The sequence below is a fragment of the Bosea sp. 685 genome (assembly GCF_031884435.1).
Taxonomy (GTDB): Bacteria; Pseudomonadota; Alphaproteobacteria; order Rhizobiales; family Beijerinckiaceae; genus Allobosea.
The window spans coordinates 1,835,859-1,859,433 of record NZ_CP134779.1; the positions used below are offsets into that span (position 1 = coordinate 1,835,859).

Genomic DNA, 23,575 nt, shown 5'->3' on the forward strand with positions numbered 1-23,575 from the left:
TCATTTGCCATGCGGTGGCTCTTTTTTATTCGCCATGCGGTGGCTTGGGCACGCGCAGCCGCCGCGGCCCTTCGGCCAGCGATTTGAAGACGCCGCGCAAGGTGCGCGCCTCCTGCTCGGTCAGGCTCAGCCGGTGCAGGATGTCGCGCAGATTGGCGGTCATTACCGGCTTCTTGCCCGGTGGAAAGAAGCCGCAGATGTCGAGCTCACCTTCGACATAATCAAACATCGACAGGATCGTCTCGCGCGTCGCCGGCGGCGAGGTGTTGCTCTCGCGGAAGGGCGGTTCGCCGCCGGTCGCCTTGAACCACTCATAGCCGGCGAGCAGCACGGCCTGCGCCAGGTTGAGCGAGGCGAAGGCCGGGTTGACCGGGAAGGTCAGGATCGCGTCGGCGAAGCTGATCTCCTCATTGGTCAGGCCGATGCGCTCGCGCCCGAACAAGATGCCGACGCGTTCGCCTGTGCTGACGCGCTCCGCGAGCGGCGGCATCGCCTCGGCCGGCGTGACCACGCGCTTCATCTGGCCGCGCTCGCGGGCGGTGGTGGCGAGCACATGGTTGAGATCGGCGATGGCCGAGGCGGTGTCTGGAAAGAGCCTGGCGTTCTCCAGGATATGGGTCGCACCAGAGGCTGCGGAGGTTGCGCCCTTCTTCAGGCCGCCGCCCGTCGGCCAGCCGTCGCGCGGCGCGACAAGGCGCATCTCCGACAGGCCGAAATTCGCCATGGCACGGGCGCACATGCCGATATTCTCGGCCATTTGCGGTTCGACCAGGATGATGACCGGGGCCGGCACCATGGTCGGCGGGCGTGTGCGGTCTGTGCCGGATCCAGTCATGAAATGGGCTCGCTCTCGGGAAGAGAGCGAGCCCTTAACGGATGGAGCAGCTTCGGCAAGCAATCTCTTGAGCGAGCGATCTCTTGCCGGGCGGCCTGCCGGCCTGAGATCAGGCGGCGTAGCGGCGCTGCGGCTGCACCATTGGGGCCTGCTGGCTGGCCGAGCTGGTATGGGTCCGGAAGGTCGCGACCAGGCCGTTGAGGCGCTGGATCTGGCTCAGCAGCGATGTGGCCGAGGCCGCGCTTTCCTCGGCGAGCGCCGCGTTCTGCTGGGTCATCTCGTCCATATGCGCCACGGTCTGGCTCATCTCGTCGATGCCGTTGGCCTGTTCGGCGGAGGCGGCCGAGATGTCGGTCACGGTCGCGGAGACTTTACGCGAGGCTTCGACGATCTGGTTGAGCGCCTCGCCGGCGGAGCGCACCAGCGCCACGCCCTGCTCGACCTCGCGGCCGGATTCGCCGATCAGCGCCGTGATGTCCTTGGCGGCGTCACCGGAGCGCTGCGCCAGGGTACGGACCTCGGAGGCGACGACGGCAAAACCCTTGCCGGCGTCGCCGGCGCGGGCGGCTTCCACCGCGGCGTTAAGCGCCAGCAGATTGGTCTGGAAGGCGATCTCGTCGATCACCGAGGTGATGTCCGAAATCTTCTTCGAGGCGAGTTCGATCCGCGCCATCGCATCGACCGCGTTGGTGACGATGGCGCCGCCCTTCTCCGCGACCGACATCGCCTGTTCGGCCAGCGCGACCGCCTGCCTGGAGGCTGTGGCCGAGGCCTTTACCGAGGCTGCAAGTTCCTCCGTGGTGGCCGCCGTCTCTTCGAGCGAGGAGGCTTGCTCCTCGGTGCGCTTCGACAGGTCGTCAGCGCCCATATTGATCTCGCGGGCCGAGTTTCCGACATCGGTGGAGGTGGCCTGGATCGTCGAGACCGTCTCGCTGAGGCGGGCGACCGCGGTGTTGAAGTCGTCGCGCAGCTTCTCATAGGCGGCTGCGACATCGCTATCGATCCGGCAGGTCAGGTCGCCCTTGGACAGCATGTCGAGACCGCCGGCGAGCAGATCCATGACCTCGCGCTGTTCCGTGGCGAGGCGTTCCTGCTCGCGGGCATTGGCGGCGCGGTCGCGCTCGATCTGCTGGCGCTGTGTCTCGGAGGCGGTGCGGGACTGTACGGTCTCCTCTTCCAGCCGCCGCATTTCGAGGCCGTTCTGCTTGAAGACGAGCACGGTCTTGGCCATGGCGCCGACTTCGTCCTTGCGGGCGTCGCCCTCGACAGCCGCGTCGAAATTGCCGGCCGCGAGTTCGCTCATCGCAAGCTTCAGGCGGTCCAGCGGGCGCGTGATGGTGCGCGAGGACATCAGGATGGCGCCGACGAGCCCGAGCAGGAGCCCAGCGACGCTGGCTGCGAGGGTGATGGCGGCTGTGTGCTCGGTCGTCGCGGTCAATGCATCGGATTTGGCGTCGAGATCCTTGAGCAGCGCCGTGTTGAAGGCGGCGATCTCGCTGACGAGCCCGCGAAGCTTGCCGTCCAGCGTGCTCATCACCGCCAGCGCCTTGGTATTCTCATCCTGCTCTCCGAGCTGGATGGCCTGGTCGACGGAGGCCTTCAGGCCGCGCGCCTGCGTGGCGAAGCCTTCAAAACGCTCCTTCATCTCCGGCAGGATCGTGGCAGCCTCGGTGAGATAGGTGAGCGTGTCCTTATACGAGGACTCGCCTTGCGCCTTGGCCTCGGCGATCGCGGGCGCACCGGCAGGGTAGGCGATGATCTTGTAGGTTTGCCCGATCAGGTCGTTCGCCGTCCGCGAGGCGCGGGCGCTGGCGAGGATGGCCTTGGGGCGGGTGTCCAGCATGACGGAGTAGTCGGTGTCGATTTGCTTCATCTGCCGGCCGGCATAGAGGCAGGCGCCCAGCCCGATCAGGCCCATCAGGATGATGGCGCTGACGAATTTCGTACCGATCTTGATATTATTCAGGTTGATCATGGCCATCTCGAGCTGCTGCTGCTGATCGGGATGGTTAGCGAAGGCGGTTAAGGATCAATGAAATCAACAGCTTCTAGCTGATAAATCACCCATTTCTACACGTATCGGGCGTGCCCGGTTCGGATATGCAATCCAGGGGCGTTGAAATCCCGGGAAGTCGGCTTTCAGAGCAATTTCGGATCCACTTGGGTCGGAAATTGCTCTGGCCCATTGTTTAACGCGTTTTGTTCATGCGAACCGGTATCCGCTTCGCTCGAAAACGCTCCGGCGCCGTCCTGCGAATCAGGCGGCAGCTTTCTCCACCGCCCGCATGACCCGCAGCGTGTTGCCGCCGGCAAGCTTTTCGAGGTTGTCTTCCGACCAGCCGCGCCGGATCAATTCCGCGATCAGCGAGGGGAAGACCGTGGTGTCCTCGAGCCCATCGGGATTGACCCAGCCGAAGAAGTCCGAGCCGACGCCGATATGGTCGTGGCCGATACGCTTGGCGAGGTAATCGAGATGGTCGCAATATTGCGGCAGCGTTGCCTTGGGGCGGGGCCCGACCTTGCGCTCGATCTCCTGTTCCGCCTTGGCGTAATCGAGCCCTTCGGGTGTCTTGCCGTACTGGTCCTTGACCGGGCGGTGCCAGTCGCGCGCGGCCTGGTTGATGAAATCGGGCACGAAGGTCGCCATCACCACGCCGCCATTGCCGGCAACGCGATCGAGCACGTCATCGGGCACGTTGCGCGGATGGTCGCAGAGCGAAAACGCATTGGAATGCGACCAAACGACGGGGGCGCTCGTGACGTCGAGCACGTCATGCATCACCTTGGGCGAGACATGGGCGAGGTCGACGACCATGCCGAGCTTGTTCATGCGCGCGATGACATCCTTGCCGAAGGCGGTCAGGCCGTTGTGCTTTGGGGCGTCGGTCGCGGAATCGCACCAGTCATGCGTGCCGTTGTGGCAAAGCGTCATCAATCGCACGCCGAGATCGTAATAGGCGTCGAGCGCATCGAGCTGATTGTCGAGCGCCGAGCCGTTCTCGATCGTCATGAACAGCGCGATCCTGCCCTCGGCTTTGGCTGCAGCGACATCGGCAGCCGAGAGGCCCGGCCGGAACACGTCGGCATGGCGCTTCAGGATGTCGCGCATCAGCGCGATCTGGGCGAGCGCGAAGCCGGCAGGCTTGGGGTGGTTCGGCGGCACATAGGCCGCAAAGAACTGCCCGGCGAGCTTGCCGGCCTGCATGCGCGGAATGTCGGTGTCGACGTCGGGATGCAGCTTGGCGAGATCATAGGCCGCGACATCGCCCTTGGCGTTGCGGTCGAGCCTGATGACATAGGGCAGGTCATTATGGCCGTCGATCATCGGCGCGCGGTCGAGCAGTGCGAGCGCGGCGACGTAGGCATTGTCCTGAACGGGAGCTTCGGCGAGGGCCATGGCGCAACCTTGAGCTGGAATCGAGAGCGGCCGGGATCGTGGCAGGGCAGGGCGTGAGAAGCGAGAGGGGAAAGCGCAGGGGTGTCATCCCGTGCGCGCCGCAGCGTAAAACCCTGCTGCGTAGACACGGGACCGCGTGACGAGAGGGCGCCTCTTTACCAAGAGCGGTCCCGCATCTGCGCAGCAGCACTGTGTGCTGCAGCGCGTGCGGGATGACACCGCCTCAGCCGAACCGCGCAGCCGAGAACGGGGTCGGATCGACGAAGACCTTCTGGCCCGTTACCATCTCGGCGATCATCCGGCCGGTGACGGCCGCCAGCGTCAGCCCGTGATGGGCGTGGCCGATCGAGAACCACAGGTTCTTGTGCTTGGGCGCGGGGCCGATGATCGGCATCATGTCGGGTGTGCAGGGCCGGCGGCCGAGCCAGGGCTCGGCATCGATCCGCTCGCCAAGCGGGAACAGCGTCCTGGCGATCGGCTCGGCGCGGGCGAGCTGGACCGGCGTCTTGGGCGCGTCACGGTCGGCAAATTCCGCGCCCGTGGTCAGGCGGATGCCCTGCAGCATCGGCGCGAGGAAATAACCGCGCTCGGTGTCGAGCACCGGGTGGTTGAGCACGGCGTTACCTTGCGCCTTGTAATGCATGTGGTAGCCGCGCTTGACCGCGAGCGGCAGATGGTAGCCGAGCTTGGTGGTCACCACATCGGCCCAGGGGCCGAGCGCGACGACGGCGTCCTTGGCCTGGGCCTTGCTGCCATCAGTGAGCGTCACGCTCCAGCCGGCGGCGTCCTGGACCAGCGTGCCGGCGTCGCCGAGCGCGAGCTTGCCGCCGAGCTCTTCGAACCGCGCGACATAGGCTTTGGACAGGCCCAGCGGATCGACCACCGTCACCGGGTCGGTCCAGTGCAGGCCGCCGATCAGGCTCTGGTCGAGATGAGGTTCCTCGCTGCGCAGCGTCGCGACATCGAGAGCCTTGTAGTTCAGGCCGAAATCGCGGTTCCAGCGCGCAGCCTCGGCCAGGCGCTCGTCCTGCTGGGCTGCGGTGCGAAACACCTTCATCCAGCCCTTGCGGCGCAGCAGATTGGTCGCGCCGGCTTCCTGCGCAAGTGCGTCATGCTCGCTGACGCAATGCTCGATCAGCGTCGCATATTTATGGGCGATAGCCTCATGCTGCGAGGCGCGCGAATGCATCCAGTACGACCACAGGAAGGGCGCCAGCTTGGGGATCGCGCTCCAATGGTAGTGCGCGTCGATGGTGTTGTTCATCGCGTAGCGGATGAGCGCGCCGAAATCATGCGGGAAGCCGTAGGGGTAGACGCCCTCGCGCTGGATCAGCCCGGCATTGCCGTAGCTCGTCTCCTGGCCCGGGCCGCGCTTGTCGACGAGCAGCACGGAGCGGCCCGCCTTTTGCAGATGCAGCGCCACCGAAATGCCGACGATCCCTGCGCCGAGGACGATGGTATCCGTCTGCATGTCATGCTCCTGCCAGCTCGCTGCTGCAGCAAAATAGCCGTTTGTGGGGCGATGTCAGCGCCACGGCGCATTTTTGCGGCCTTACGGCCAAAGTTTCGCAAGATTTGCGCCAATCGGCGGCAAGCCGTGGGTTTGCCTCGCTTTGCCGGCTTTCTCTCGCAATTTTCTGCGGACGCAGGGCGGGCCTGCGGCGATGGCGGGTGACGCAAGGCGGCAGATCGGCGAGTGTCGCGGCCCTTCCAGTCCAAACCGGGCCTTCATGCTTTCGCGTTTCGCCGCTTCAATCGCCGCCGCTTTGGCCTGGCTCGGCCGTCATGGCACGCAAGGTTTCGCGCTCTCGATCTTCCTCGGACTGGCCTTGCCGCAGTTCTCGGCTGCGGCGCGTCCGGTGCTGCCGATCACGATTTTCTGCTTCACCACGATCGTGTTCATGCGGGCCGATCTCGGCATCATCGCCGGGCTTGTGCGGCGGCCGGGCAAGCTCATCCTCTCCTGTCTCTGGCTGGTCGCGGCGCCGGTCCTGATGATCGGCGGGGCCTTCCTCCTGCTTGGTCGGGAGGCGCTCGATCCGGGGCTGCTGCTGGGGCTCGCCATCATGGGCGCCGCGCCGCCGATCATGTCGTCGCCGGCGGTTGCGATCCTCTATAGCTTCGAGCCGTCGCTGATCATCGCCTGCGTTATCCTGACCACGATCATCAGCCCGATTGTCGCGCCCTTCCTGGTCGAATTGCTGGCGGGCGCCGCTGTGCCGCTCGACAGCTGGGTCTTGGCGTTCAGGCTTTTGCTCTTCGTCGGCGGTGGCATGGCGGTCGCGGCGGCGTTACGGGTCTGGCTCGGCGTCGCGCGGATCAAGGGGATGAAGGCCAATCTCGATGGTTTTGGCGTGCTGATGTATTTCATCTTCGCCATCGCCGCGATGGACGGCGTCACGCAGGCGGCGATCGACGATCCCAAGCGCGTCCTGCTCTTCCTGGCCTGCGTCTTCGCGGTCTCGGGCTTCGGGCTGCTCACGGCCTATTTCGTCTTGCGCCGCCTGCCGGCCTCGGAGCGCTTCATGATCGGCTACGGCTCGGGCCAGCGGAACATGGGCATGATCGTTGCGGCGCTGGGAGCCGGCGTGCCGCCCTCGACCTTCCTGTTCTTTGCCCTGGCGCAGTTCCCGATCTATCTGCAGCCTTGGCTGCTGCGCGGCCTCGCGGCGCGTATTCGCCGCAGGGAGGCCTGAAGTCTTGGACCTGAAGCCTGAGGTTTGAAGTCTCCTGCCGTGAGCTGACGGCTCGCTTTGCGAAGGTCGCCCCAACGAAACCGGGGGCCTCGCCGTCATGATCACGCTCTATTCCGGGCCGCTCAGCCTGTTCTCCCGCAAGGTCGAGATCGCGCTGCGGGAGAAGGCGCTGCCTTTTGAGCGCATCATGGTGCCCTTCAGCCAGACCGCGGGCTATGAGCCCAGGCATCCTGAAGTGCTGGCGCTGAACCCGAAAAGGCAGGTGCCGATCCTGAATGACGAAGGGTTTGTCGTCTACGATTCCACGATCATCCTCGAATATCTCGATGAGGCCTATCCGCAGCCGTCGCTCTATCCCAAGACCCCGGCGGAGCGCGCCCGCTGCCGGCTGGACGAGCTGTTCGCGGACGAAATCCTGTTCATGGCCGTGCGCCCGCTGATGCATCGCAGCGAGCCGCCGACGGCGGACCGCAACAAGCGGGTGGCGCAGGAGACCGATGCGCTGATCGCCGAGGCCGAGCTCGCGCGGCATTATTGCGGGCTTAATGAGCGATTGGCCGGCCGCGACTTCTTCGGCGAGGCGTTGTCCGTGGCCGATATCGGGCTGTTCATGACCCTGTTTTGGGGCTTGCGTCTCGGCGGCCCGTCGCTAGCCGACTATAGCGAGCTTGCCGGCTGGTTTGGCCGTTTGAGCAGCCGGTCGGCCTTCGCTGTGGCCGTTGAGGAAGTGACCGAGGCCGACCGGCGGCTGTCATACCCGGTGAAGCGGCGTTGAAAAGCCTCTGGATTTGATTGCGGCGCCGGCCTGCGGGCGTTAAACGCTTGGCGCATGAGCGCTCCCATCCGTATCGCCCCCTCGATCCTCTCGGCCGATTTCTCGAAGCTGGGCGAGGAAGTGCGTGCGATCGACGAGGCGGGGGCCGACTGGATCCATTGCGATGTGATGGATGGGCATTTCGTGCCCAACATCACCTTCGGGCCGGATGTGCTGAAGGCGATCCGCCCCTGCACCAAGAAGCCCTTCGACGTGCATCTGATGATCGCGCCGGTCGATCCTTATGTCGAAGCCTTCGCCAAGGCGGGCGCCGATCTCATTTCGTTCCATGTCGAGGCCGGGCCGCATGCCCACCGGACGCTGCAGACGATCCGGGGCCACGGCAAGCAGGCCGGCATCGTGCTCAATCCCGGCACGCATGAAAGCGCCATCGAGCCGCTGCTCGACGATCTCGACCTGATCCTGCTGATGACTGTCAATCCCGGCTTCGGCGGGCAGAGCTTCATCCGCTCCGTGCTCGAGAAGATCGCCCGGGTGCGTGCTATGATGGGCGAGCGGCCGATCGCACTCGAAATCGATGGCGGGGCTAGCCCTGAGACCGCGCCGCTCGCGGCAAAGGCCGGAGCGAATGTTCTCGTCGCCGGCTCTGCCGTGTTCAAGGGCGGACCTGCCGCCTATGCCGCCAATATCTCCGCGATCCGCAAGGCGGCCGAAGCCGCGCGTGGGCAGTGGGTTTAAGGTTTTAGTACAGCCCTCATCCTGAGGAGCCGCGAAGCGGCGTCTCGAAGGATGATCCAGCGAGCGCCTTCTGGAGCATCCTTCGAGACGCGCTCCTGCGGAGCGCTCCTCAGGATGAGGGCTCGTTTGTCATAAGGACGAGACGATGATCCCGCGCTATTCCCGCCCCGAGATGGTTGCGATCTGGGAGCCGCAGACCCGCTTCCGGATCTGGTTCGAGATCGAGGCGCATGCCACCGACAAGCTCGCCGAGCTCGGCGTGGTGCCAAAGGAGGCTGCGGCCACGATCTGGGCCAAGGCCAAGGACGCGACCTTCGATGTCGCGCGCATCGACGAGATCGAGCGCGTCACCAAGCATGACGTCATCGCGTTTCTCACGCATCTGGCCGAGATCGTCGGGCCGGAAGCCCGCTTCGTCCATCAGGGCATGACCTCCTCGGATATTCTCGACACAACGCTCTCGGTGCAGCTCGCGCGCGCCACCGACCTCTTGATCGCGGATGTCGATGCACTGCTTGCGGCGATCAAGCGCCGGGCTTTCGAACACAAGCTGACGCCGACAATCGGCCGTTCGCATGGCATCCACGCCGAGCCGGTGACCTTCGGGCTGAAGCTGGCGCAAGCCTATGCCGAGTTCGACCGCTGCAAGGCCCGATTGGTCGCAGCTCGGGCCGAGATCGCGACCTGCGCGATCTCGGGCGCGGTCGGCACCTTCGCCAATATCGATCCGAGTGTGGAGGCCTATGTCGCTGAGAAGATGGGGCTGAGTGTCGAGCCGGTCTCGACCCAGGTCATCCCGCGCGACCGGCATGCGATGTATTTCGCCACGCTTGGCGTCGTGGCCTCCTCGGTCGAGCGACTCGCGACCGAGATCCGGCATCTGCAGCGCACCGAGGTCTATGAGGCGGAGGAGTTCTTCTCGCCCGGCCAGAAGGGCTCCTCGGCGATGCCGCACAAGCGCAACCCGGTGCTGACCGAGAACCTGACCGGGCTTGCCCGCCTCGTGCGCGGCATGGTCGTGCCGGCGCTGGAGAATGTCGCGCTCTGGCATGAGCGCGACATCTCGCATTCCTCGGTCGAGCGGATGATCGGCCCCGACGCCACGGTGACGCTCGATTTCGCGCTCGCTCGGCTGACTGGCGTCGTCGACAAGCTGCTGATCTACCCGCAGAACATGCGCAAGAACCTCGACCGGCTCGGCGGCCTGCACAATTCGCAGCGCGTGCTGCTGGCCCTGACCCAGGCCGGCGCTAGCCGCGAGGAGAGCTATTCGCTCGTCCAGCGCAACGCGATGCGCACCTGGGAGCATGGCGAGGACTTCCTCACCAACCTCAAGAAGGATGCCGAGGTGACGGCGAAGTTGTCAGCGGCGGAACTCGAGGCGATGTTCGACGAGGGCTACCACTTCAAGCATGTCGACACGATCTTTGCGCGGGTGTTCGGGGAGGCGTGAGCAATCCACGTCTGGACAAGTGCGCGAGCGTCGCTATCTGAGCTTTCATGAAATCTTCCGAAGCCGACATCCTCATCATCCCCGGCTGGTCCGGGTCCGGGCCCGACCACTGGCAGAGCCGCTGGGAGGCCAAGCTCCCGACGGCGCGGCGCGTCGAGCAGGCGGATTGGCACAAGCCGCGACGCGAGGAATGGGCCGCGCGCATCATCGAGGCGGTGCGAGCCGCCACGCGCCCCGTGGTGCTCGTCGCGCATTCGGCCGGCGTCAGCGCGGTCGCGCATGCGGCGGAACATCTGAAGCCCGGCGAGGTCGCGGGGGCGTTCCTGGTCTCTCCGCCGTCGGAGGCCGCGAAACGCGCGCTTCCGGACATGGAGGCCGCATTCGCCACGCATAGGCGCGAGCAGCTGCCCTTTCCCGCCACGGTCATCGCCAGCGCGACCGATCCCTATTGTTCGCTGGACGAGGCGAGGGCGCTGGCGGAAGCCTGGGGCGCGACCTTCGTCGATGCCGGCGACAGCGGCCACCTCAACACTGAGTCCGGGCATGGCCCCTGGCCGGACGGGTTGCTGCAGTTCGCGAGCTTTCTCAGGCGCTTGGGCTGAACGGCTGCGGGTTTGATTCAATCGTCATTGCGAGCGTGAGCGAAGCAATCCAGGAGGTCTCACACAGCCCCCTGGATTGCCCCGTCGCTTTCGCTTCTCGCAATGATGCGGATGCCCGGTTCGGGCACCTCCAAAACAAAACCGCCCGGGATTGCTCCGAGGCGGTCTCGTTTCACGCGTGAGCGCGATCAGCCGTCGAGATCAATTCTCGACATAGGTGATCTTGCCGTCGGCGCCCTTCTTCCAGGTGTAGACGGTGTAGTCCGGGCGGGTGATGTCGCCCTTCTTGTCGTAGGTGATGTCGCCGATCACGGTCTTGAAGGTCTTGCCCGAGCGCATGTACTCGGAGACCTTCTTGGGATCGAGGGACTTGGCGCCTTCGGCGGCCTGCTTGAAGATCTCGACGGCGGCGTAGGAATAGAGCGTATACGCCTCCGGCTTGAACTTGCGGGCCTCGAACTTCTTGAGGATGGCCGCGGCTTCAGGACGCTTCTGCGGGTCCGGCGGGAAGGTCATCAGCGTGCCTTCGACGCCGGGGCCGCCGATCGTGGCGAACTCGTCGGTGGTGATGCCGTCGCCCGAGATCATCACGGTCTTCAGACCCTGGTCGCGCATCTGGCGCACGATCAGGCCGCCTTCGGTGTGCAGGCCACCCCAGTAGAGGTAGTCGGCGCCGACGGACTTCAGCTTGGAGATCAGTGCCGAATAGTCCTTCTCGCCGGCGTTGACGCCTTCATAGAGCACGTCCTTGACGCCCGCCTTGGTCAGGCCCTTGCGGGTCTCGTCGGCGAGGCCCTGGCCATAGGTGGTCTTGTCGTGGACGATGGCGATCTTCTTGCCCTTGAGGTTCTTGGCGATATAGGCAGCCGCGACCTCACCCTGCTGGTCGTCGCGACCGCAGGTGCGGAACACGTTCCAGAGGCCGCGCTCGGTGATCTTCGGGTTGGTGGCCGAAGGCGAGATCATCGCGATGCCGTTCTCGGCATAGACTTCCGAGGCCGGCATGGTGACGCCGGAGTTGAAGTGGCCGATCACGAACTTGACGCCGTCGCCGACGAACTTGTTGGCGACGGAGACGCCTTGCTTGGGATCGGAGACGTCGTCGCCGACCGAGAGCGCGATCTTCTGGCCCAGGATGCCGCCAGCCGCGTTGATGTCGTCGATCGCCTGCTCGGTGCCGTTCTTCAGCTGGGCGCCGAAGGCGGCGTTGGGGCCTGTGATCGGTCCGGCGACGCCGAACTTGATCTGTGCATTCGCCACGCCGGAGAAGGCGAGGACGGCGCCGAGCGCGATACCGCTCAACAGCAGTTTCTTCATGAGATCAGACTCCCCTATGATTACTATGAACGGGCTGGATGGTCCGCCCGTCTCGGCGCGCGCGGCTACCGTGAGACGCAGTCTTGCGCTTTTTCAACGGTCTGTCACGCGTCAAGCTCGTCGCCATTTTCAGGCTATTTCGGCCCTGATCTTTGCGCCTTCGCGCGCTTTCCAGCTGAATGGGCCGGTGCGCTCGAAGAGCCAGCGATATTGGGTCGTCATCTGCCTGGCGCGGTTGTAGCGCCAGCCAGCGAAGCCGAAAGCCATCAGCACGATGGTATCGACAATGTAGTAGTGCAGCGTCAGCAGCGTCGCCTCGAACAGTGCGAAATGGATGAAGCGCACGGCGAGCCCGAGAACCAGGATGTAGAGCACGAGCTGGACAGTCGGCTTCCATGCCTTGGCCACGGCGCGGCCCGACATCCAGGCGAGCCAGCCGCCCATCACCACCGTGACCAGCAGGAACAGCCAGACCGTCGGTTCTTCGTAGAGGATGCCTTGCATGTCAGTGCCTCCCGCCTTCGAGATAGGCGGCGCGCACCTGCGGATTGGCGAGCAGCTCCTGGCCCGTGCCGCTCATGGTGACGACGCCGTTGACCATGACATAGCCGCGATGGGCGAGCTTGAGCGCGTGGAAGGCGTTCTGCTCGACCAGGAAGACGGTCAACCCTTCCGTCTTGTTGAGTTCTCGGATCGCCTCGAAGATCTGCTTCACGATCAGCGGGGCAAGCCCCAGCGAGGGTTCGTCGAGCAGGAGCAGCTTGGGCCTGGCCATCAGGGCGCGCGCGATCGCAACCATCTGCTGCTCGCCGCCCGAGAGCGTGCCGCCGCGCTGCTGCAGCCGCTCCTTGATGCGCGGGAAGAGCACGCAGATCTTTTCGAGGTCCTCGTCGAAATGGGCGAGGTCGCGCACGGCCGCGCCCATCTGCAGATTCTCGTAGACGGTCATGCGCGGGAAGATGCGCCGTCCCTCTGGGGATTGAGCGATGCCCAGCCTCGCGATCAGGTGGCTCGGCATCTTGGTGATGTCGCGCCCCTCATAGGTGATCGTGCCCTCGCGCGCCTGCGGGTTGCCGAAGATCGTCATCATCAGGGTCGATTTGCCGGCGCCGTTGGCGCCGATCATGGTGACGATCTCGCCGGCATGGACGTCGATGTCGACGCCCTTGAGAGCGATGATCTTGCCGTAATAGGTCTTGACGCCGCGTACGGTGAGAAGAGGCTGAGCTTCGGTCATCACAGTCCGACCTCTGCTTCAACGGCCGCGACCTCGTCGTCGTCGACGCCGAGATAGGCGGCGATCACCTTGGGATCGGCCTGGACCTCGGCCGGCGTGCCGTCGGCGATCTTGGTGCCGTAGTCGAGCACCACGACATGGTCTGAAATCTCCATCACCACCGACATGTCATGTTCGATCAGCAGGAGCGCTGTGCCGATATCCTTGCGGATCGAGAGCAGCAGCTCGTTGAGGTCATGGCTCTCGCGCGGGTTGAGGCCGGCAGCCGGTTCGTCGAGGCAGAGCAGGACCGGCTCGGTGCACATGGCGCGTGCGATCTCGAGGCGGCGCTGGTCGCCATAGGGCAGGTCGGCGGCGGGATCGTCGGCGCGGTCGATCAGCTTGATCTTCTCCAGCCAGAACTTGGCCTTCTCGATCGCTTCCTTCTCGCGCGCCTTGTAGCCGCCGACGCCGAGCACGCCGAGGAAGGTGAAGCCCGAGGCGATCATCAGCGGGTTGTGCTGGGCGACGAGAAGGTTTTCCAGCACGGTCATGCCGCCGAAGAGGCGGATGTTCTGGAAGGTGCGGGCAACCCGCGCTTTCCATGAGATCCGGAAGTCCGGCATCCGCTCGAGCAGATAGCTCGCGCCGCTGTCATGTGTCAGCGCCATCATGCCTTCGGTCGGCTTGTAGAAGCCGGTAATGCAGTTGAAGACCGTGGTCTTACCGGCCCCGTTGGGGCCGATCAGTGCGGTGATATCGCCCTTGCGGGCCTCGAAGGAGAGGTCGTTGACGGCGGTGAGGCCGCCGAAACGCATGGTGACATGCTCGACCTGGAGAAGCGGGGCGGTCACCATCAGCCGTGGCCCTCCTGGACCATGTCGGACGAAATCGCCTTCTTTTCCTTGAGGAAGGCAGTCGGCTCACGCGTCGAGATCAGTCCGCGCGGCTTCCAGATCATGATCACCACCATGGCCAGGCCGAAGATCAGCATGCGGTATTTGGTCGGGTCGAAATCATTGCCGAAGATCGCCTTCAGCCAGTCGAGCTCGCGCAGCAGCTCGGTGCCGCCGATCATGGCGATCGCGGCGATGGCGCAACCCCAGAGCGAACCCATGCCGCCGAGCACGACGATCGCCAGCACCATCGCCGATTCCATGAAGACGAAGGATTCAGGCGAGATGAAGCCCTGCCGCGCCGAGAAGAAGGCGCCGGCGAAGCCGCCGAACATGGCGCCGATCGAGAAGGCGGTGAGCTTGGTGTTGGTGGTGTTGATGCCGAGCGAGCGGCAGGCGATTTCGTCCTCGCGTAGGGCTTCCCAGGCGCGGCCCACTGGTAATCGTCTGAGCCGTAGCGTCACGAAGGCGGTCAGCAGCGCGAGCGCCAGGATCAGGTAATAGAGGAAGATCGTTCGGTAGAGCGGCGAGAATTCCAGCCCGAACACGGCCGCGAAGCCTTCGTCGCTGGCATTGAACGGGATACCGAAGAAGCTCGGCCGCGGAATGCCGGAGATGCCGGCATAGCCGTTGGAAAAATCGACCCAGTTGATCAGAACGAGGCGGATGATCTCGCCGAAGGCGAGCGTGACGATGGCGAGATAGTCGCCGCGCAGGCGCAGCACGGGGAAGCCGAGCAGCATGCCCCAGAAGGCGGCGAGGATACCCGAGAGCGGCAGCAGGACCCAGAAGGACAGGCCGAAATTCTTGGCCAGCAGCGCGTAGGAATAGGCGCCGACCGCGTAGAAGGCGACATAGCCGAGGTCGAGCAGACCGGCGAGGCCAACGACGATGTTCAGCCCCCAGCCGAGCATGACGTAGATCAGGATCTGGACGCCGAAATTGTCGATCCATTTCAACGCGCCGCCCCAGCCGCTCAGGCCGATCGCGATCATCGGGAAGGTGATGAGGAAACCGAGCCCGAACAGCGAGAAGATGCGCGAGTTGCGCTGAAAGAAAGCAAAGGTGCCGTGCGGCAGAAAGCGCACCAGCGACTTGCGCTCGTCCTTGCCCTGCTGGCGCAGCACCACCAGGAAGCGCCCGATGAAGACGATGGCGACGGCCCAGGCGACGGCCTCCCAGCGCTGGTCGAGCACCAGCACGTTCTCCATGTTCTGGCGGGTGCCCCAGGCGATGATCGGGATGCACAGGCCGAAGGTGACGAGGGCGGCAAAGCCGGCCTCCTTGAGCGCCGCCTTGATGTCGCGAGGAGGCGCCGCGGGCGTCGAAATGGTCGTCGCCATGGCTGTCAGACTTTCTCGACTTCGGGGCGGCCAAGGATGCCCGAGGGCATGAAGACGAGCACGATCGCGAGGATGCAGAAGGCCGCGACGTCCTTGTAGTCGATGGTAAAATAGGCCGACCACATCACCTCGATCAGGCCGATCAGCAGGCCGCCGATGACGGCGCCGGGCAGCGAGCCGATGCCGCCGAGCACGGCGGCGGTGAAGGCCTTCACGCCGGGGATGAAGCCATCATTGAATGAGACCACGCCGTAGAGGACGAGGTACATCACGCCGGCGACCGCGGCCAAGGCGGCGCCCATGATGAAGGTGATCGAGATCGTGCGGTCGACGTCGATGCCAAGGAGCGCGGCCATCTTGCGGTCCTGCTCGCAGGCGCGCTGAGCCCGACCGAGCGGCGTCTTCTGGACGATGTACCAGAAGGCCGCCAGCAGCACGGCCGTCGTCACGATGATGACGATCTGCTTGTAGGAGATCTGGACCGAATAGGTCGCGCTTTCGATCAGCGTGATCGAGTCGTTCAGCATCGGCGCGGTCGATTTATTGCGCGGGCCCTGCACGACCTGGACGAAGTTCGACAGGAAGATCGACATGCCGATCGCCGAGATCAACGGCGCGAGGCGGAAGGAGCCGCGCAGCGGTCGGTAGGCGACGCGTTCGATCGCCCAGTTCCACAGCGAGGTGAAGAACATCGCCAAGGCGAGCACGACGATGAGCGCCACCACGATCAGCCCGGCGCCGAACCAGGAGGCGATCAGCATGAAGAAGATCAGCGCGATGAAGGCCGACAGCATGAAGATGTCGCCATGGGCGAAGTTCACCATGCCGATGATGCCGAAGACCATCGTGTAGCCGATGGCGATGAGGCCGTAGATCGACCCCAGGGTCAGCCCATTGATGAGCTGCTGGAGAAACACTTCCATTGACGACGCCTAACCCCTCTCATCCGCTCCCGTTCTTTTCGGCGGCATGACGCCGACGCATGCGGGATGCGATTGCTACGCAGAGCTACCAACGGCTTGCGGCTTCGACAATCGCGCCGGGCCACAATTCTGTCAAAAGCAATCTGGCACGTTTTGCCTGCTGTTTGTGCAGGCATCTCTGCGGTACGGCGGCGATTTCGCGCAAGATGATTGCGAGGTGGGCACTTCTGCAACGGGTATTTGGGCCTGATGCGCTGTGAATATGGGCGCGAAAAACCGTCTAGGATGATCTTTCTGCACCCAATCGGCTTCCAACGGAGCATGGCTGCGTCGCCCGACGCTAGATCACGTCGCATTCGGACGGTTCCGTCCGAATGCGAAAAACGTGATCGATTCCAGGAGTTGAGAGCATTGCTCTTGCGAAAAACCGGTACCCACTTTTTCGCAAGAGCAATGCTCTTGGGCAGTTTTGCCGCGTCAGGCACGGTCGGCGAGCTGGAAGCCATGCGCCAGCGGGTCGCGGTCGTCGATGAAGATGGTGTTATAGCCGGTCATCCGGGCCCAGCCCTCGATCGAAGGGATGATCGCGTCATGGGGGCCGACCTTCGCCGCCGCCTCGACCCGGCCGCGGAAGAGCGTGCCGATGATGCTCTCATGGACGAAGTCGTCGCCGACCTTGAGCTTTCCCTGCGCGGCCCATTGCGCCATGCGCGAGGAGGTGCCGGTGCCGCAGGGCGAGCGGTCGAGCGCCTTGTCGCCATAGAACACGGCGTTGCGGGCATGCGCCTCGGGCTTCGTCGGCGCGCCTGTCCAGAGGATATGGGAGAGGCCGTTGATCGCTGGGTTCTCGGGGTGGACGAACTGGTATTTCGCGTTGAGGGCAGCGCGCAGCTTCGGGCTCCAGCGCAGCAGGTCTGAGGGGTTCACCTCCGCGATGTCGCGGATCGCGGCTTGCGGATCGACGATCGCGTAGAAATTGCCGCCATAGGCGACATCGACCTTAACCTCGCCCAGCCCTTCGATCTCGGCAGAGAGGCCGGTCGCGTGCAGATAGGAGGCGATGTTGGTGATGCGGACGCTGTCGACATAGGGCCCGTTGCGGACATAGGTCGCGGTGACGAGGCCGGCGGGCGTGTCGATCTTCAGCACGCCCTCCCGGCGCGGCGTCACCAGCCCGCGCTCCAGCGCCATGGTGACGGTGCCGATCGTGCCATGGCCGCACATCGGCAGGCAGCCCGAGGTCTCGATGAAAAGGAAGGCGATGTCGGCGTCCTCGCGCGTCGGTGGATAGAGGATCGCGCCCGACATCATGTCGTGGCCGCGCGGCTCGAACATCAGCCCGGTTCGGATCCAGTCGAATTCCGCCAGGAAATGCGCGCGCTTCTCGACCATGGTGTTGCCCTTCAGGGCAGGGCCGCCGCCGGCGACGAGGCGCACCGGATTGCCGCAGGTATGACCGTCGACGCAGAAGAAGGTGTGGGTCGTCATGGCATCCACTCAGAAGGATATGCAGGCCGGCTTCAGGATCGTGCCGACCGATTGCTGGTTGAAACGCTGCTTATAGGCTTCGGCGATGGCCGCGAGCTTGGCGCGCCCTTCGGGCTCGTCCTTCAGGGCGAGGACGAGGAGTTTTGCCTGCTCCCGCACCAGGACGCCGCGCGTGGTATCGCGATACTGCCCTTGCCCGGCAAGGATCGTCAGCCCGTCGGGGAAGCGCGGCGTCACCTCGTCATCGACGAAGCGGCCGAAGGCTTTCTCGCTGACGCCGAGCCTGTCGCCGATATTGCGGCCGAACAGCAATTCAGCGACGAGCATCGCCTGCTGGCCCGGCGTGCAGGCGAGCGGCGCGACGGTGGCGCAGCCGCCAAGGCAGGCGAGGCCGGCCAGAAACAGGGTACGAATCATCGTCTTGGCCCCATCGGCCCAGATCCTGTTTCAGGCGCCGGGAGGCCGTGCTCGATCGGGAGGGCAGGGGCGATTCCCGCGCCCGCCTTCGTCTCGATACTGAGGATTGGGCCGGTGGTCATGGCTTTTAGAACCGGCGCGGACTGAAGGGCGCGAGATCGATCGCGGGCTTGCGGCCGGCGATCGACGCGGCGACGAGGCCTGCCGTCGCGGTCGATTGCGTCATGCCGTAATGGCCGTGGCCGAAGGCGTAGACGACGTGGCGATTGCGGCTCGCCTCGCCGATCACGGGCAATGAATCCGGCAGCGACGGCCTAAAACCCATCCAGAGCGTCCCGCTCTCGAAGGGCGGCAGGCCGTCGACCAGGCTCGCGGCCCTGTCGTAGAGGCTGCGTGTCCGAGCGTGGTTGGGCGCAGCCTTCAGCCCGCCGAACTCGACGGCGCCGCCGATGCGCAGGCCGCTCTCCAATGGCGTCATGACGAAGCCATGGCCCTCGAAACCGACCGGGCGCGAGGTCAGGCCGGTGACGCCGGGAAAGCTGACATTGTAGCCGCGCTCGGTGTCGAGCGGGACGGCATCGCCGAGCGCTGCCGCCAGCGGCTTCGACCAGGCGCCTGCCGCGATCACCGCGCGATCGACGACGCGTTGCCAGCCATCGGGGCCGATCAGGGACGGGCGCTCGCCCATCGAGATGTTGCTGACCTCGGCCTTCTCGAAGACCGCGCCGCGCGCCAGCGCCGCCTCGAGCAGGGCCAGCGTCAATTGCAGGGGATCGCTGATATGGGCAGTGTCGGGATGGAAGGCGGCGCCGACGAAGCGCCGCTTCAACGCCGGCTCGAATTGGCTGAGCTCCTCGGGGCCGATCATCTCGACCTTGATGCCGAACTCCGCCTGACGCCTGGCGACATGGCCGGCCTCGTCTAAAGCCGCCTTGTCGGTGAAGACATAGAGCCCGCCCTGGCGATGGATGTGGCGGCTGAGGTTCAGGCTCTCGGCCCGCGCCAGCCAGGCCGGCAAGGCGAGCTGCTGCAGGGCGGCGAGCCCCTGGATCGAACGCTCATAGGCATCCGGCCGCGCCGCCAGTACGAAGCGGACGAGCCAGGGCAGGAGCTTGGGAAAATAGGCCGGGCGGATCGAGAGCGGCCCGAGCGGATCGAGCAGGAATTTCGGCACCTGCCGCAGGTTTTTGGGACTGGCGATCGGCAGGATGTCGGTATGAGCCATCCAGCCGGCATTGCCGCGCGAGGGGCCGAAGGCGGGCCCTTCCTTGTCGAGGATCAGGACCTCATGGCCTTCGTCGAGCAAGGCATGCGCGATGGCGCAGCCGACGATGCCGGCGCCGACGACGGCGATCTTCACGACAGGGCCTTCATGGCAGCGACAATTCCTTCAGAGCGCCGGGCTGCTTCACCTCGATCTCGACGAAGGCGATCGGGTGGGTGGAGCCGTTCATGACGTCGTGCTGGACACCCGCCGGACGCATATAGGCCTGGCCCTGCGCCAGCGGCACATCGGTTTCCGTCTTGCCGTCGTGGATGCGCAGCGTGCCCGCGACCAGCATCACCACGAAATAGGGCCAGCCATGCGTATGCCAGCCGGTCACGGCGCCGGGCTCGAAATCCCAGCGCGTGATCCGGATCGTCTCGTCATCCTGCTGGAGCGTCGGGATGGCGGGGAGGGTGCAGGCGAAGGCCATGGCGTCTCCGGTCTTTTAGAAACTCGGGTCTTTCAGAAACTCGGCAGCGTCGGACGTGTCGCTTCGGCTGCCTTGACGATCGCCGTGAGGCGGGCACGTTCGGAGCCCTGCAGCGCTGACGCGGAGCGCGGCAGCGGTCATTGGAGCCAATCACCAGCGCCTCGACCAGCTTGATGTTCTGGACGAGTCTCGCCGAGACGTCGAGATCGAGCAGCGGGCGGAACCAGCGATAGATCGCGATCGCCTCGTTCATGCGGCCGGCCTTGGCGAGTTCGTAGATCGCGACGGTCTCGCGCGGATAGGCCACGACCAGCCCCGCGACCCAGCCATCGGCACCCATCGCCAGGCTTTCCAAGGCGAGGTTGTCGACGCCGGTCAGCAGCTTGAAACGATCGCCGCAGAGCGACTTGATCTCGCTGATGCGGCGGATGTCGTCGGACGATTCCTTGATGGCTGTGAAGAGCGGCTCATCGGCCAGCTCGACCAGCATGGCGGGCGGGATATCGACGCCGTAGGCGGGCGGATTGTTGTAGATCATCACCGGCAGGCCTCCAGCCTTGGCAACGGTCCGGTAATGCGCTGCGGTCTCGTGTGGCTCGGATTTATAGGGGATGCCGGGCAGCACCATGAAGCCGGCCGCGCCGGCCTTGGCACCGGCTTCCGCCAGTTTGCAGGAAGCCCTGGTCGAGCCCTGAGAGACTGTCAGCAGCACCGGCACCTTGCCGGCGGCGACGTGCAAGGCGGTTTTCAGGACCTCGATCTTCTCATCGGGTTCCAGCGTCGAGGCCTCGCCGAGCGAGCCACAGACGATCAGCCCGTGTACGCCGGCCTCGATCTGGAGGGCGAAACAACGCTCCATTTCGGGAATGTCGAGATGGTCGTCGCTGGTGAATTTCGTCGTCACCGCAGGCAGAACGCCGGTCCAATGGCTCATGGCACAAAGCTCCTTGCGCGCCGGCCCGTTTCGCTTGCAGATTGCAAACAGGCGAGCTTCGGCTCTCAGCGACATAGGTGATATATCAATGATCGGTCGCGCGTCAATCCAACCTTATCGACTGTCGGAGCGCGCATGAGTCTGCGCCCGGTCTCCGATGCCCGTGCCGATGAGGAGGCACTTGCCCCGCTTCCGCCGCCTGCGGCGCCCAGCCTGTCGGAGACGGCCTATCGCCGGCTCGAGGAGGCGATCGTGACCCTGTCGTTGCGTCCAGGCGCGGTGCTGACGGAGGCGCAGCTGATCGATCTCGTCGGCGTCGGGCGCACGCCGGTGCGCGAGGCGCTGATCCGGCTGGCGCAGCAGGGGCTGGTCGAGATCCTGCCGCGCAAGGGCGTCGCCGTAGCCGACATCAACGCCATCGACGTGATGGCGGCGCTCGATGCGCGCGAGGTGCTGGAGCGGCTGATCGCGGGCGATGCCGCCAAACGGGCGAGCCCGCGCGAGCGCATCCTCATCATCGAGCAGGCCAAGGCGATGCGCGCGGCGGCCGAAACCGGCGACGTCAACGCCTTCATGCGCATCGACACGGAGCTCAACGGCATGGTGGCGGCTGCCGCGCGCAGCCCCTATGCGACGCGCGCCGTCGAGCCGCTGCAGGCGCTGATGCGGCGCGCCTGGTATCATTTCGAGCGGCAGGACGACCTCGTGCCCTCCGCGCATCTGCATGTCGCCTTCGCGCAGGCGATCGCGACGGCCGATCCTGCCGCAGCGATGATCGCGAGTGACGCGCTGATGCTGCATTTTCGTCGTGGCCTGCTCGGCGCGCTGGGGCGGGATTGAGAGGTCGGGCGGAGCGATGCGGGCAGGGTTAGAGCACCTCTGATATATCTTCTGAAGTCGCGTCGAACTCGCCGCTCGCCATGGTGGAGGGGGCGCCCATGCCGCGGCGCTCGACAAGAGCGGCGACTGCCTGATCTGCGATCGCCATTTCGAAGGTCTCGAACACGTTGTCTTCATCAAGACGGCTCATGATTGAACGAGCCGGTGTGTCGTTCCGTGAACTGGCTTTCGCGGGCGTGCGCCCCTAAATCAACGGGCTAGAGTTCATGCAGCAGGCTGGGCGAATGACCAAGATCGTTGAGGCGGCGCCGCGCCTGACGCCGGCGGCCGATGGGCAGGCCTTCCGTGACGCCATGGCGCGGCTGGCGAGCCCGACCCATATCGTCACGACGGCGGGGCAAAACGGCCGAGCCGGCTTGACCGCGACCGCCGTCGCTTCGGTCTCGGACGCGCCGCCGACCGTGCTGGTCTGCATCGAGGGCAACAGCCGGACTCTGGCGGCGATCGCGGCCAACGGCGTCTTCTGCATCAACACATTGCCAGGTGGCTCTGCCGACCTGGCTGAGACCTTGCCGGGCGTCGCGGCATCGAGGGGGAGGCGCGTTTCGCCTCGGCGCGCTGGGGCAGGCTGGCGAGTGGCGCGCCGGTGCTGGAGCAGGCACTGGCCGCCTTCGATTGCCGGCTCATCGCGATCCAGGAGGTCGCGACGCATCGCATCGTCATTGGCGAGGTCTTGGCACTGGGCGGTACGGGGCAGGGCGCCGGCCTGATCTATCGCGACCGGCGCTTCGAGACGGTCTGATGGCTCAAGGCTTGCTGGCTTCCGCCTCGATCTCGGCGAAGACGCTGGCCGCCTCCTTGAAGGCGTGGTTGGCGGCGGGGACGCCTGCATAGATCGCCGCCTGCATCAGCACCTCCTTGATCTCGTCGCGCGTCATGCCGTTATTGAGCGCACCGCGGACATGGATGCGGAACTCGCCCCAGGCGCCGAGCGCACAGGCGATCGAGAGCACGATGATCGAGCGCTCCCGGCGCACCAGGCCGGGCCGGTTCCAGATGTCGTTCCAGGCGGTGCGGGTAATGAACTCCTGCCACTCGCCATTGAAGGCGGTGACGCCGGCGCTAGCCTTGTCGACATAGGCGTCGCTCAGTACGGCCCGGCGGGTCTTCATGCCGTTGTCGTAACGGGTTTTCTCGTCCATGGCGGTTGACCTCAAGCTTGCAGGAAGTCGAGCACCGCCTTGGTGAAGGCGGCAGGCTGCTCGAGATTGGAGAGATGGGCGGCGTCGAGCTCGACCGTCTGCGCGCCGTGGATGGCCTCAGCGATCAGGTGCCCGGCGGCGGGCGGCGTCGCGGGATCGACCTTGCCGATGATGACGAGCACCGGATTGGTGATCGCGCGGATCGGCTCGCGCTGGTCCATGTCGCGGATCGCCGCGCAGCAATTGGCGTAGCCGAGCGGCGGAGTGGTGCTGAGCATTTCGCTGACCTTGGCCACGGTCGCGCTGTCGCGCTCACGGAACTCCTGGCTGAACCAACGCTCCAGTATCGGCTGGATCAGCCCTGCCATGCCGTTGGCGCGCACGGATTTGATGCGGGTGTTCCAGAGATCGGGCGGGCCCATGCGGGCGCCGGTATTGGCCAGCACCACCCGGTCGAGGCGCTTGCCGGCATGGGTCGCGAGCCATTGGCCGACCATGCCGCCCTTGGAGAGGCCGCACCAATGGGCCTTGGCGATGCCGAGATGATCGAGGATCGCCAGCGCGTCCTCGCCGAGCATGGCGATCGAATAGGGTTTGTCGGCTGCGGTCGATTGGCCGTGACCGCGTGAATCATAGCGCACGACGCGGAAGGCCCTTGACCATTCCGGGATCTGCGGATCCCACATCGAGAGATTGGTGCCGAGCGAGTTCGAGAGCAGCAGCACGGGCGCGTCGGCCGGGCCGTCGATCCTGATGTTGAAGGGTTCGCCCCTGATGGTCTCGATCGGCATGGCGTTTCTCTCGTG

At 65.2% G+C, this 23,575-nt stretch carries 24 protein-coding genes and 2 pseudogenes; 8 read left to right on the forward strand and 18 right to left on the reverse strand.

Annotated features, from left to right (window positions below; all coding sequences use genetic code 11):
• Window positions 1-25 precede the first annotated feature (25 nt).
• The 4 genes from RMR04_RS09975 to RMR04_RS09990 form a co-directional block, all read right to left on the reverse strand.
• Window positions 26-835 carry an RNA methyltransferase gene (locus tag RMR04_RS09975; RefSeq protein ID WP_311914481.1) on the reverse strand — a complete coding sequence of 270 codons (810 nt, stop codon included), beginning with the start codon at window positions 833-835 and terminating at the stop codon, window positions 26-28.
• 109 nt (window positions 836-944) lie between these two features.
• On the reverse strand, window positions 945-2,810 hold the full coding sequence (locus RMR04_RS09980; RefSeq protein WP_311914483.1) for a methyl-accepting chemotaxis protein: 1,866 nt from the start codon (window positions 2,808-2,810) through the stop codon (window positions 945-947).
• A 282-nt stretch (window positions 2,811-3,092) separates the two neighbouring features.
• Window positions 3,093-4,232 carry a dipeptidase gene (locus RMR04_RS09985; protein WP_311914484.1) on the reverse strand — a complete coding sequence of 380 codons (1,140 nt, stop codon included), beginning with the start codon at window positions 4,230-4,232 and terminating at the stop codon, window positions 3,093-3,095.
• Window positions 4,233-4,455: 223 nt separating this feature from the next.
• A complete protein-coding gene (locus RMR04_RS09990) occupies window positions 4,456-5,703 on the reverse strand; it encodes an NAD(P)/FAD-dependent oxidoreductase (protein WP_311914485.1) in 1,248 nt (415 codons plus the stop codon).
• A gap of 259 nt (window positions 5,704-5,962) precedes the next feature.
• On the opposite strand from RMR04_RS09990, the gene RMR04_RS09995 reads away from it, so the two are divergent.
• The 5 genes from RMR04_RS09995 (at window position 5,963) to RMR04_RS10015 (ending at window position 10,496) form a co-directional block, all read left to right on the forward strand.
• On the forward strand, window positions 5,963-6,928 hold the full coding sequence (locus RMR04_RS09995; protein ID WP_311914486.1) for a hypothetical protein: 966 nt from the start codon (window positions 5,963-5,965) through the stop codon (window positions 6,926-6,928).
• A 97-nt stretch (window positions 6,929-7,025) separates the two neighbouring features.
• A complete protein-coding gene (locus tag RMR04_RS10000; protein WP_311914487.1) occupies window positions 7,026-7,703 on the forward strand; it encodes a glutathione S-transferase family protein in 678 nt (225 codons plus the stop codon).
• A 54-nt stretch (window positions 7,704-7,757) separates the two neighbouring features.
• Window positions 7,758-8,441 carry a ribulose-phosphate 3-epimerase gene (rpe, locus tag RMR04_RS10005; RefSeq protein ID WP_311914489.1) on the forward strand — a complete coding sequence of 228 codons (684 nt, stop codon included), beginning with the start codon at window positions 7,758-7,760 and terminating at the stop codon, window positions 8,439-8,441.
• 145 nt (window positions 8,442-8,586) lie between these two features.
• On the forward strand, window positions 8,587-9,894 hold the full coding sequence (gene purB / locus RMR04_RS10010; protein ID WP_311914490.1) for an adenylosuccinate lyase: 1,308 nt from the start codon (window positions 8,587-8,589) through the stop codon (window positions 9,892-9,894).
• Between the two features lie 47 nt (window positions 9,895-9,941).
• Window positions 9,942-10,496, forward strand: a complete 555-nt coding sequence (locus RMR04_RS10015; protein ID WP_311914491.1) for an RBBP9/YdeN family alpha/beta hydrolase — start codon at window positions 9,942-9,944, stop codon at window positions 10,494-10,496.
• A gap of 201 nt (window positions 10,497-10,697) precedes the next feature.
• On the opposite strand, the gene RMR04_RS10020 is transcribed toward RMR04_RS10015, so the two are convergent.
• From RMR04_RS10020 to RMR04_RS10070, 11 genes and pseudogenes are all read right to left on the reverse strand, one after another.
• Window positions 10,698-11,813, reverse strand: coding sequence for a branched-chain amino acid ABC transporter substrate-binding protein (locus tag RMR04_RS10020; protein WP_311914492.1), 1,116 nt, complete (start codon window positions 11,811-11,813; stop codon window positions 10,698-10,700).
• A gap of 129 nt (window positions 11,814-11,942) precedes the next feature.
• Window positions 11,943-12,317, reverse strand: coding sequence for a DUF6867 family protein (locus RMR04_RS10025; RefSeq protein WP_311914493.1), 375 nt, complete (start codon window positions 12,315-12,317; stop codon window positions 11,943-11,945).
• A gap of 1 nt (window position 12,318) precedes the next feature.
• Window positions 12,319-13,050, reverse strand: a complete 732-nt coding sequence (locus RMR04_RS10030; RefSeq protein WP_311914494.1) for an ABC transporter ATP-binding protein — start codon at window positions 13,048-13,050, stop codon at window positions 12,319-12,321.
• A complete protein-coding gene (locus tag RMR04_RS10035; RefSeq protein WP_311914495.1) occupies window positions 13,050-13,886 on the reverse strand; it encodes an ABC transporter ATP-binding protein in 837 nt (278 codons plus the stop codon). The genes RMR04_RS10030 and RMR04_RS10035 overlap by 1 nt, the downstream gene beginning before the upstream one ends.
• Window positions 13,886-15,268 carry a high-affinity branched-chain amino acid ABC transporter permease LivM gene (gene livM, locus RMR04_RS10040; RefSeq protein WP_311914498.1) on the reverse strand — a complete coding sequence of 461 codons (1,383 nt, stop codon included), beginning with the start codon at window positions 15,266-15,268 and terminating at the stop codon, window positions 13,886-13,888. The genes RMR04_RS10035 and livM overlap by 1 nt, the downstream gene beginning before the upstream one ends.
• Before the next feature lie 5 nt (window positions 15,269-15,273).
• Window positions 15,274-16,191: a branched-chain amino acid ABC transporter permease gene (locus tag RMR04_RS10045; protein ID WP_311914499.1), complete on the reverse strand. Its 918-nt coding sequence runs from the start codon at window positions 16,189-16,191 to the stop codon at window positions 15,274-15,276.
• A 477-nt stretch (window positions 16,192-16,668) separates the two neighbouring features.
• The gene (locus RMR04_RS10050; RefSeq protein ID WP_311914501.1) at window positions 16,669-17,679 is read right to left on the reverse strand and encodes a 4-hydroxyproline epimerase; all 1,011 of its coding nucleotides are present in this window, start codon (window positions 17,677-17,679) and stop codon (window positions 16,669-16,671) included.
• A gap of 9 nt (window positions 17,680-17,688) precedes the next feature.
• A complete protein-coding gene (locus tag RMR04_RS10055; RefSeq protein WP_311914502.1) occupies window positions 17,689-18,096 on the reverse strand; it encodes a DUF3574 domain-containing protein in 408 nt (135 codons plus the stop codon).
• Between the two features lie 127 nt (window positions 18,097-18,223).
• Entirely contained in the window at window positions 18,224-19,456 is a 1,233-nt protein-coding gene (locus RMR04_RS10060; RefSeq protein WP_311914503.1) for an NAD(P)/FAD-dependent oxidoreductase, read from the reverse strand.
• Between the two features lie 10 nt (window positions 19,457-19,466).
• Window positions 19,467-19,793 (reverse strand): cupin domain-containing protein, encoded by a 327-nt coding sequence (locus tag RMR04_RS10065; RefSeq protein ID WP_311914505.1) that lies wholly within the window; start codon window positions 19,791-19,793, stop codon window positions 19,467-19,469.
• 32 nt (window positions 19,794-19,825) lie between these two features.
• A pseudogene (locus tag RMR04_RS10070) lies at window positions 19,826-20,727 on the reverse strand (dihydrodipicolinate synthase family protein).
• A gap of 135 nt (window positions 20,728-20,862) precedes the next feature.
• Here RMR04_RS10070 and RMR04_RS10075 point away from each other — a divergent pair.
• The gene (locus RMR04_RS10075; RefSeq protein ID WP_311914506.1) at window positions 20,863-21,567 is read left to right on the forward strand and encodes a GntR family transcriptional regulator; all 705 of its coding nucleotides are present in this window, start codon (window positions 20,863-20,865) and stop codon (window positions 21,565-21,567) included.
• Between the two features lie 28 nt (window positions 21,568-21,595).
• On the opposite strand, the gene RMR04_RS10080 is transcribed toward RMR04_RS10075, so the two are convergent.
• Window positions 21,596-21,757: a hypothetical protein gene (locus RMR04_RS10080; protein WP_311914507.1), complete on the reverse strand. Its 162-nt coding sequence runs from the start codon at window positions 21,755-21,757 to the stop codon at window positions 21,596-21,598.
• A 163-nt stretch (window positions 21,758-21,920) separates the two neighbouring features.
• Between RMR04_RS10080 and RMR04_RS32090 the strand changes: the two are divergent.
• Window positions 21,921-22,094: pseudogene (locus RMR04_RS32090) on the forward strand (flavin reductase family protein); the annotation flags it as partial.
• A gap of 119 nt (window positions 22,095-22,213) precedes the next feature.
• Window positions 22,214-22,369, forward strand: a complete 156-nt coding sequence (locus RMR04_RS10085; RefSeq protein ID WP_311914508.1) for a flavin reductase family protein — start codon at window positions 22,214-22,216, stop codon at window positions 22,367-22,369.
• A 4-nt stretch (window positions 22,370-22,373) separates the two neighbouring features.
• On the opposite strand, the gene pcaC is transcribed toward RMR04_RS10085, so the two are convergent.
• Both pcaC and pcaD read right to left on the reverse strand, forming a co-directional pair.
• Complete coding sequence (gene pcaC / locus RMR04_RS10090; protein WP_311914509.1) at window positions 22,374-22,769, reverse strand: 4-carboxymuconolactone decarboxylase; 396 nt, start codon at window positions 22,767-22,769, stop codon at window positions 22,374-22,376.
• An 11-nt stretch (window positions 22,770-22,780) separates the two neighbouring features.
• Window positions 22,781-23,560: a 3-oxoadipate enol-lactonase gene (gene pcaD / locus RMR04_RS10095; RefSeq protein ID WP_311914510.1), complete on the reverse strand. Its 780-nt coding sequence runs from the start codon at window positions 23,558-23,560 to the stop codon at window positions 22,781-22,783.
• Window positions 23,561-23,575 lie beyond the last annotated feature (15 nt).

Bases quoted from the DNA above. Each gene is read 5' to 3' on its own strand.
- pcaD (WP_311914510.1), bottom strand. From the start codon at position 23,560: ATGCCGATCGAGACCATCAGGGGCGAACCCTTCAACATCAGGATCGAC.
- RMR04_RS10000 (WP_311914487.1), top strand. From the start codon at position 7,026: ATGATCACGCTCTATTCCGGGCCGCTCAGCCTGTTCTCCCGCAAGGTC.
- RMR04_RS10080 (WP_311914507.1), bottom strand. From the start codon at position 21,757: ATGAGCCGTCTTGATGAAGACAACGTGTTCGAGACCTTCGAAATGGCG.
- RMR04_RS10065 (WP_311914505.1), bottom strand. From the start codon at position 19,793: ATGGCCTTCGCCTGCACCCTCCCCGCCATCCCGACGCTCCAGCAGGAT.
- RMR04_RS09995 (WP_311914486.1), top strand. From the start codon at position 5,963: ATGCTTTCGCGTTTCGCCGCTTCAATCGCCGCCGCTTTGGCCTGGCTC.
- RMR04_RS10020 (WP_311914492.1), bottom strand. From the start codon at position 11,813: ATGAAGAAACTGCTGTTGAGCGGTATCGCGCTCGGCGCCGTCCTCGCC.
- RMR04_RS10030 (WP_311914494.1), bottom strand. From the start codon at position 13,050: ATGACCGAAGCTCAGCCTCTTCTCACCGTACGCGGCGTCAAGACCTAT.
- RMR04_RS09980 (WP_311914483.1), bottom strand. From the start codon at position 2,810: ATGATCAACCTGAATAATATCAAGATCGGTACGAAATTCGTCAGCGCC.
- RMR04_RS10050 (WP_311914501.1), bottom strand. From the start codon at position 17,679: ATGACGACCCACACCTTCTTCTGCGTCGACGGTCATACCTGCGGCAAT.
- pcaC (WP_311914509.1), bottom strand. From the start codon at position 22,769: ATGGACGAGAAAACCCGTTACGACAACGGCATGAAGACCCGCCGGGCC.
- livM (WP_311914498.1), bottom strand. From the start codon at position 15,268: ATGGCGACGACCATTTCGACGCCCGCGGCGCCTCCTCGCGACATCAAG.
- RMR04_RS10055 (WP_311914502.1), bottom strand. From the start codon at position 18,096: ATGATTCGTACCCTGTTTCTGGCCGGCCTCGCCTGCCTTGGCGGCTGC.
- purB (WP_311914490.1), top strand. From the start codon at position 8,587: ATGATCCCGCGCTATTCCCGCCCCGAGATGGTTGCGATCTGGGAGCCG.
- RMR04_RS10025 (WP_311914493.1), bottom strand. From the start codon at position 12,317: ATGCAAGGCATCCTCTACGAAGAACCGACGGTCTGGCTGTTCCTGCTG.
- RMR04_RS09975 (WP_311914481.1), bottom strand. From the start codon at position 835: ATGACTGGATCCGGCACAGACCGCACACGCCCGCCGACCATGGTGCCG.
- RMR04_RS10035 (WP_311914495.1), bottom strand. From the start codon at position 13,886: ATGGTGACCGCCCCGCTTCTCCAGGTCGAGCATGTCACCATGCGTTTC.
- RMR04_RS10075 (WP_311914506.1), top strand. From the start codon at position 20,863: ATGAGTCTGCGCCCGGTCTCCGATGCCCGTGCCGATGAGGAGGCACTT.
- rpe (WP_311914489.1), top strand. From the start codon at position 7,758: ATGAGCGCTCCCATCCGTATCGCCCCCTCGATCCTCTCGGCCGATTTC.
- RMR04_RS10015 (WP_311914491.1), top strand. From the start codon at position 9,942: ATGAAATCTTCCGAAGCCGACATCCTCATCATCCCCGGCTGGTCCGGG.
- RMR04_RS09990 (WP_311914485.1), bottom strand. From the start codon at position 5,703: ATGCAGACGGATACCATCGTCCTCGGCGCAGGGATCGTCGGCATTTCG.
- RMR04_RS09985 (WP_311914484.1), bottom strand. From the start codon at position 4,232: ATGGCCCTCGCCGAAGCTCCCGTTCAGGACAATGCCTACGTCGCCGCG.
- RMR04_RS10045 (WP_311914499.1), bottom strand. From the start codon at position 16,191: ATGGAAGTGTTTCTCCAGCAGCTCATCAATGGGCTGACCCTGGGGTCG.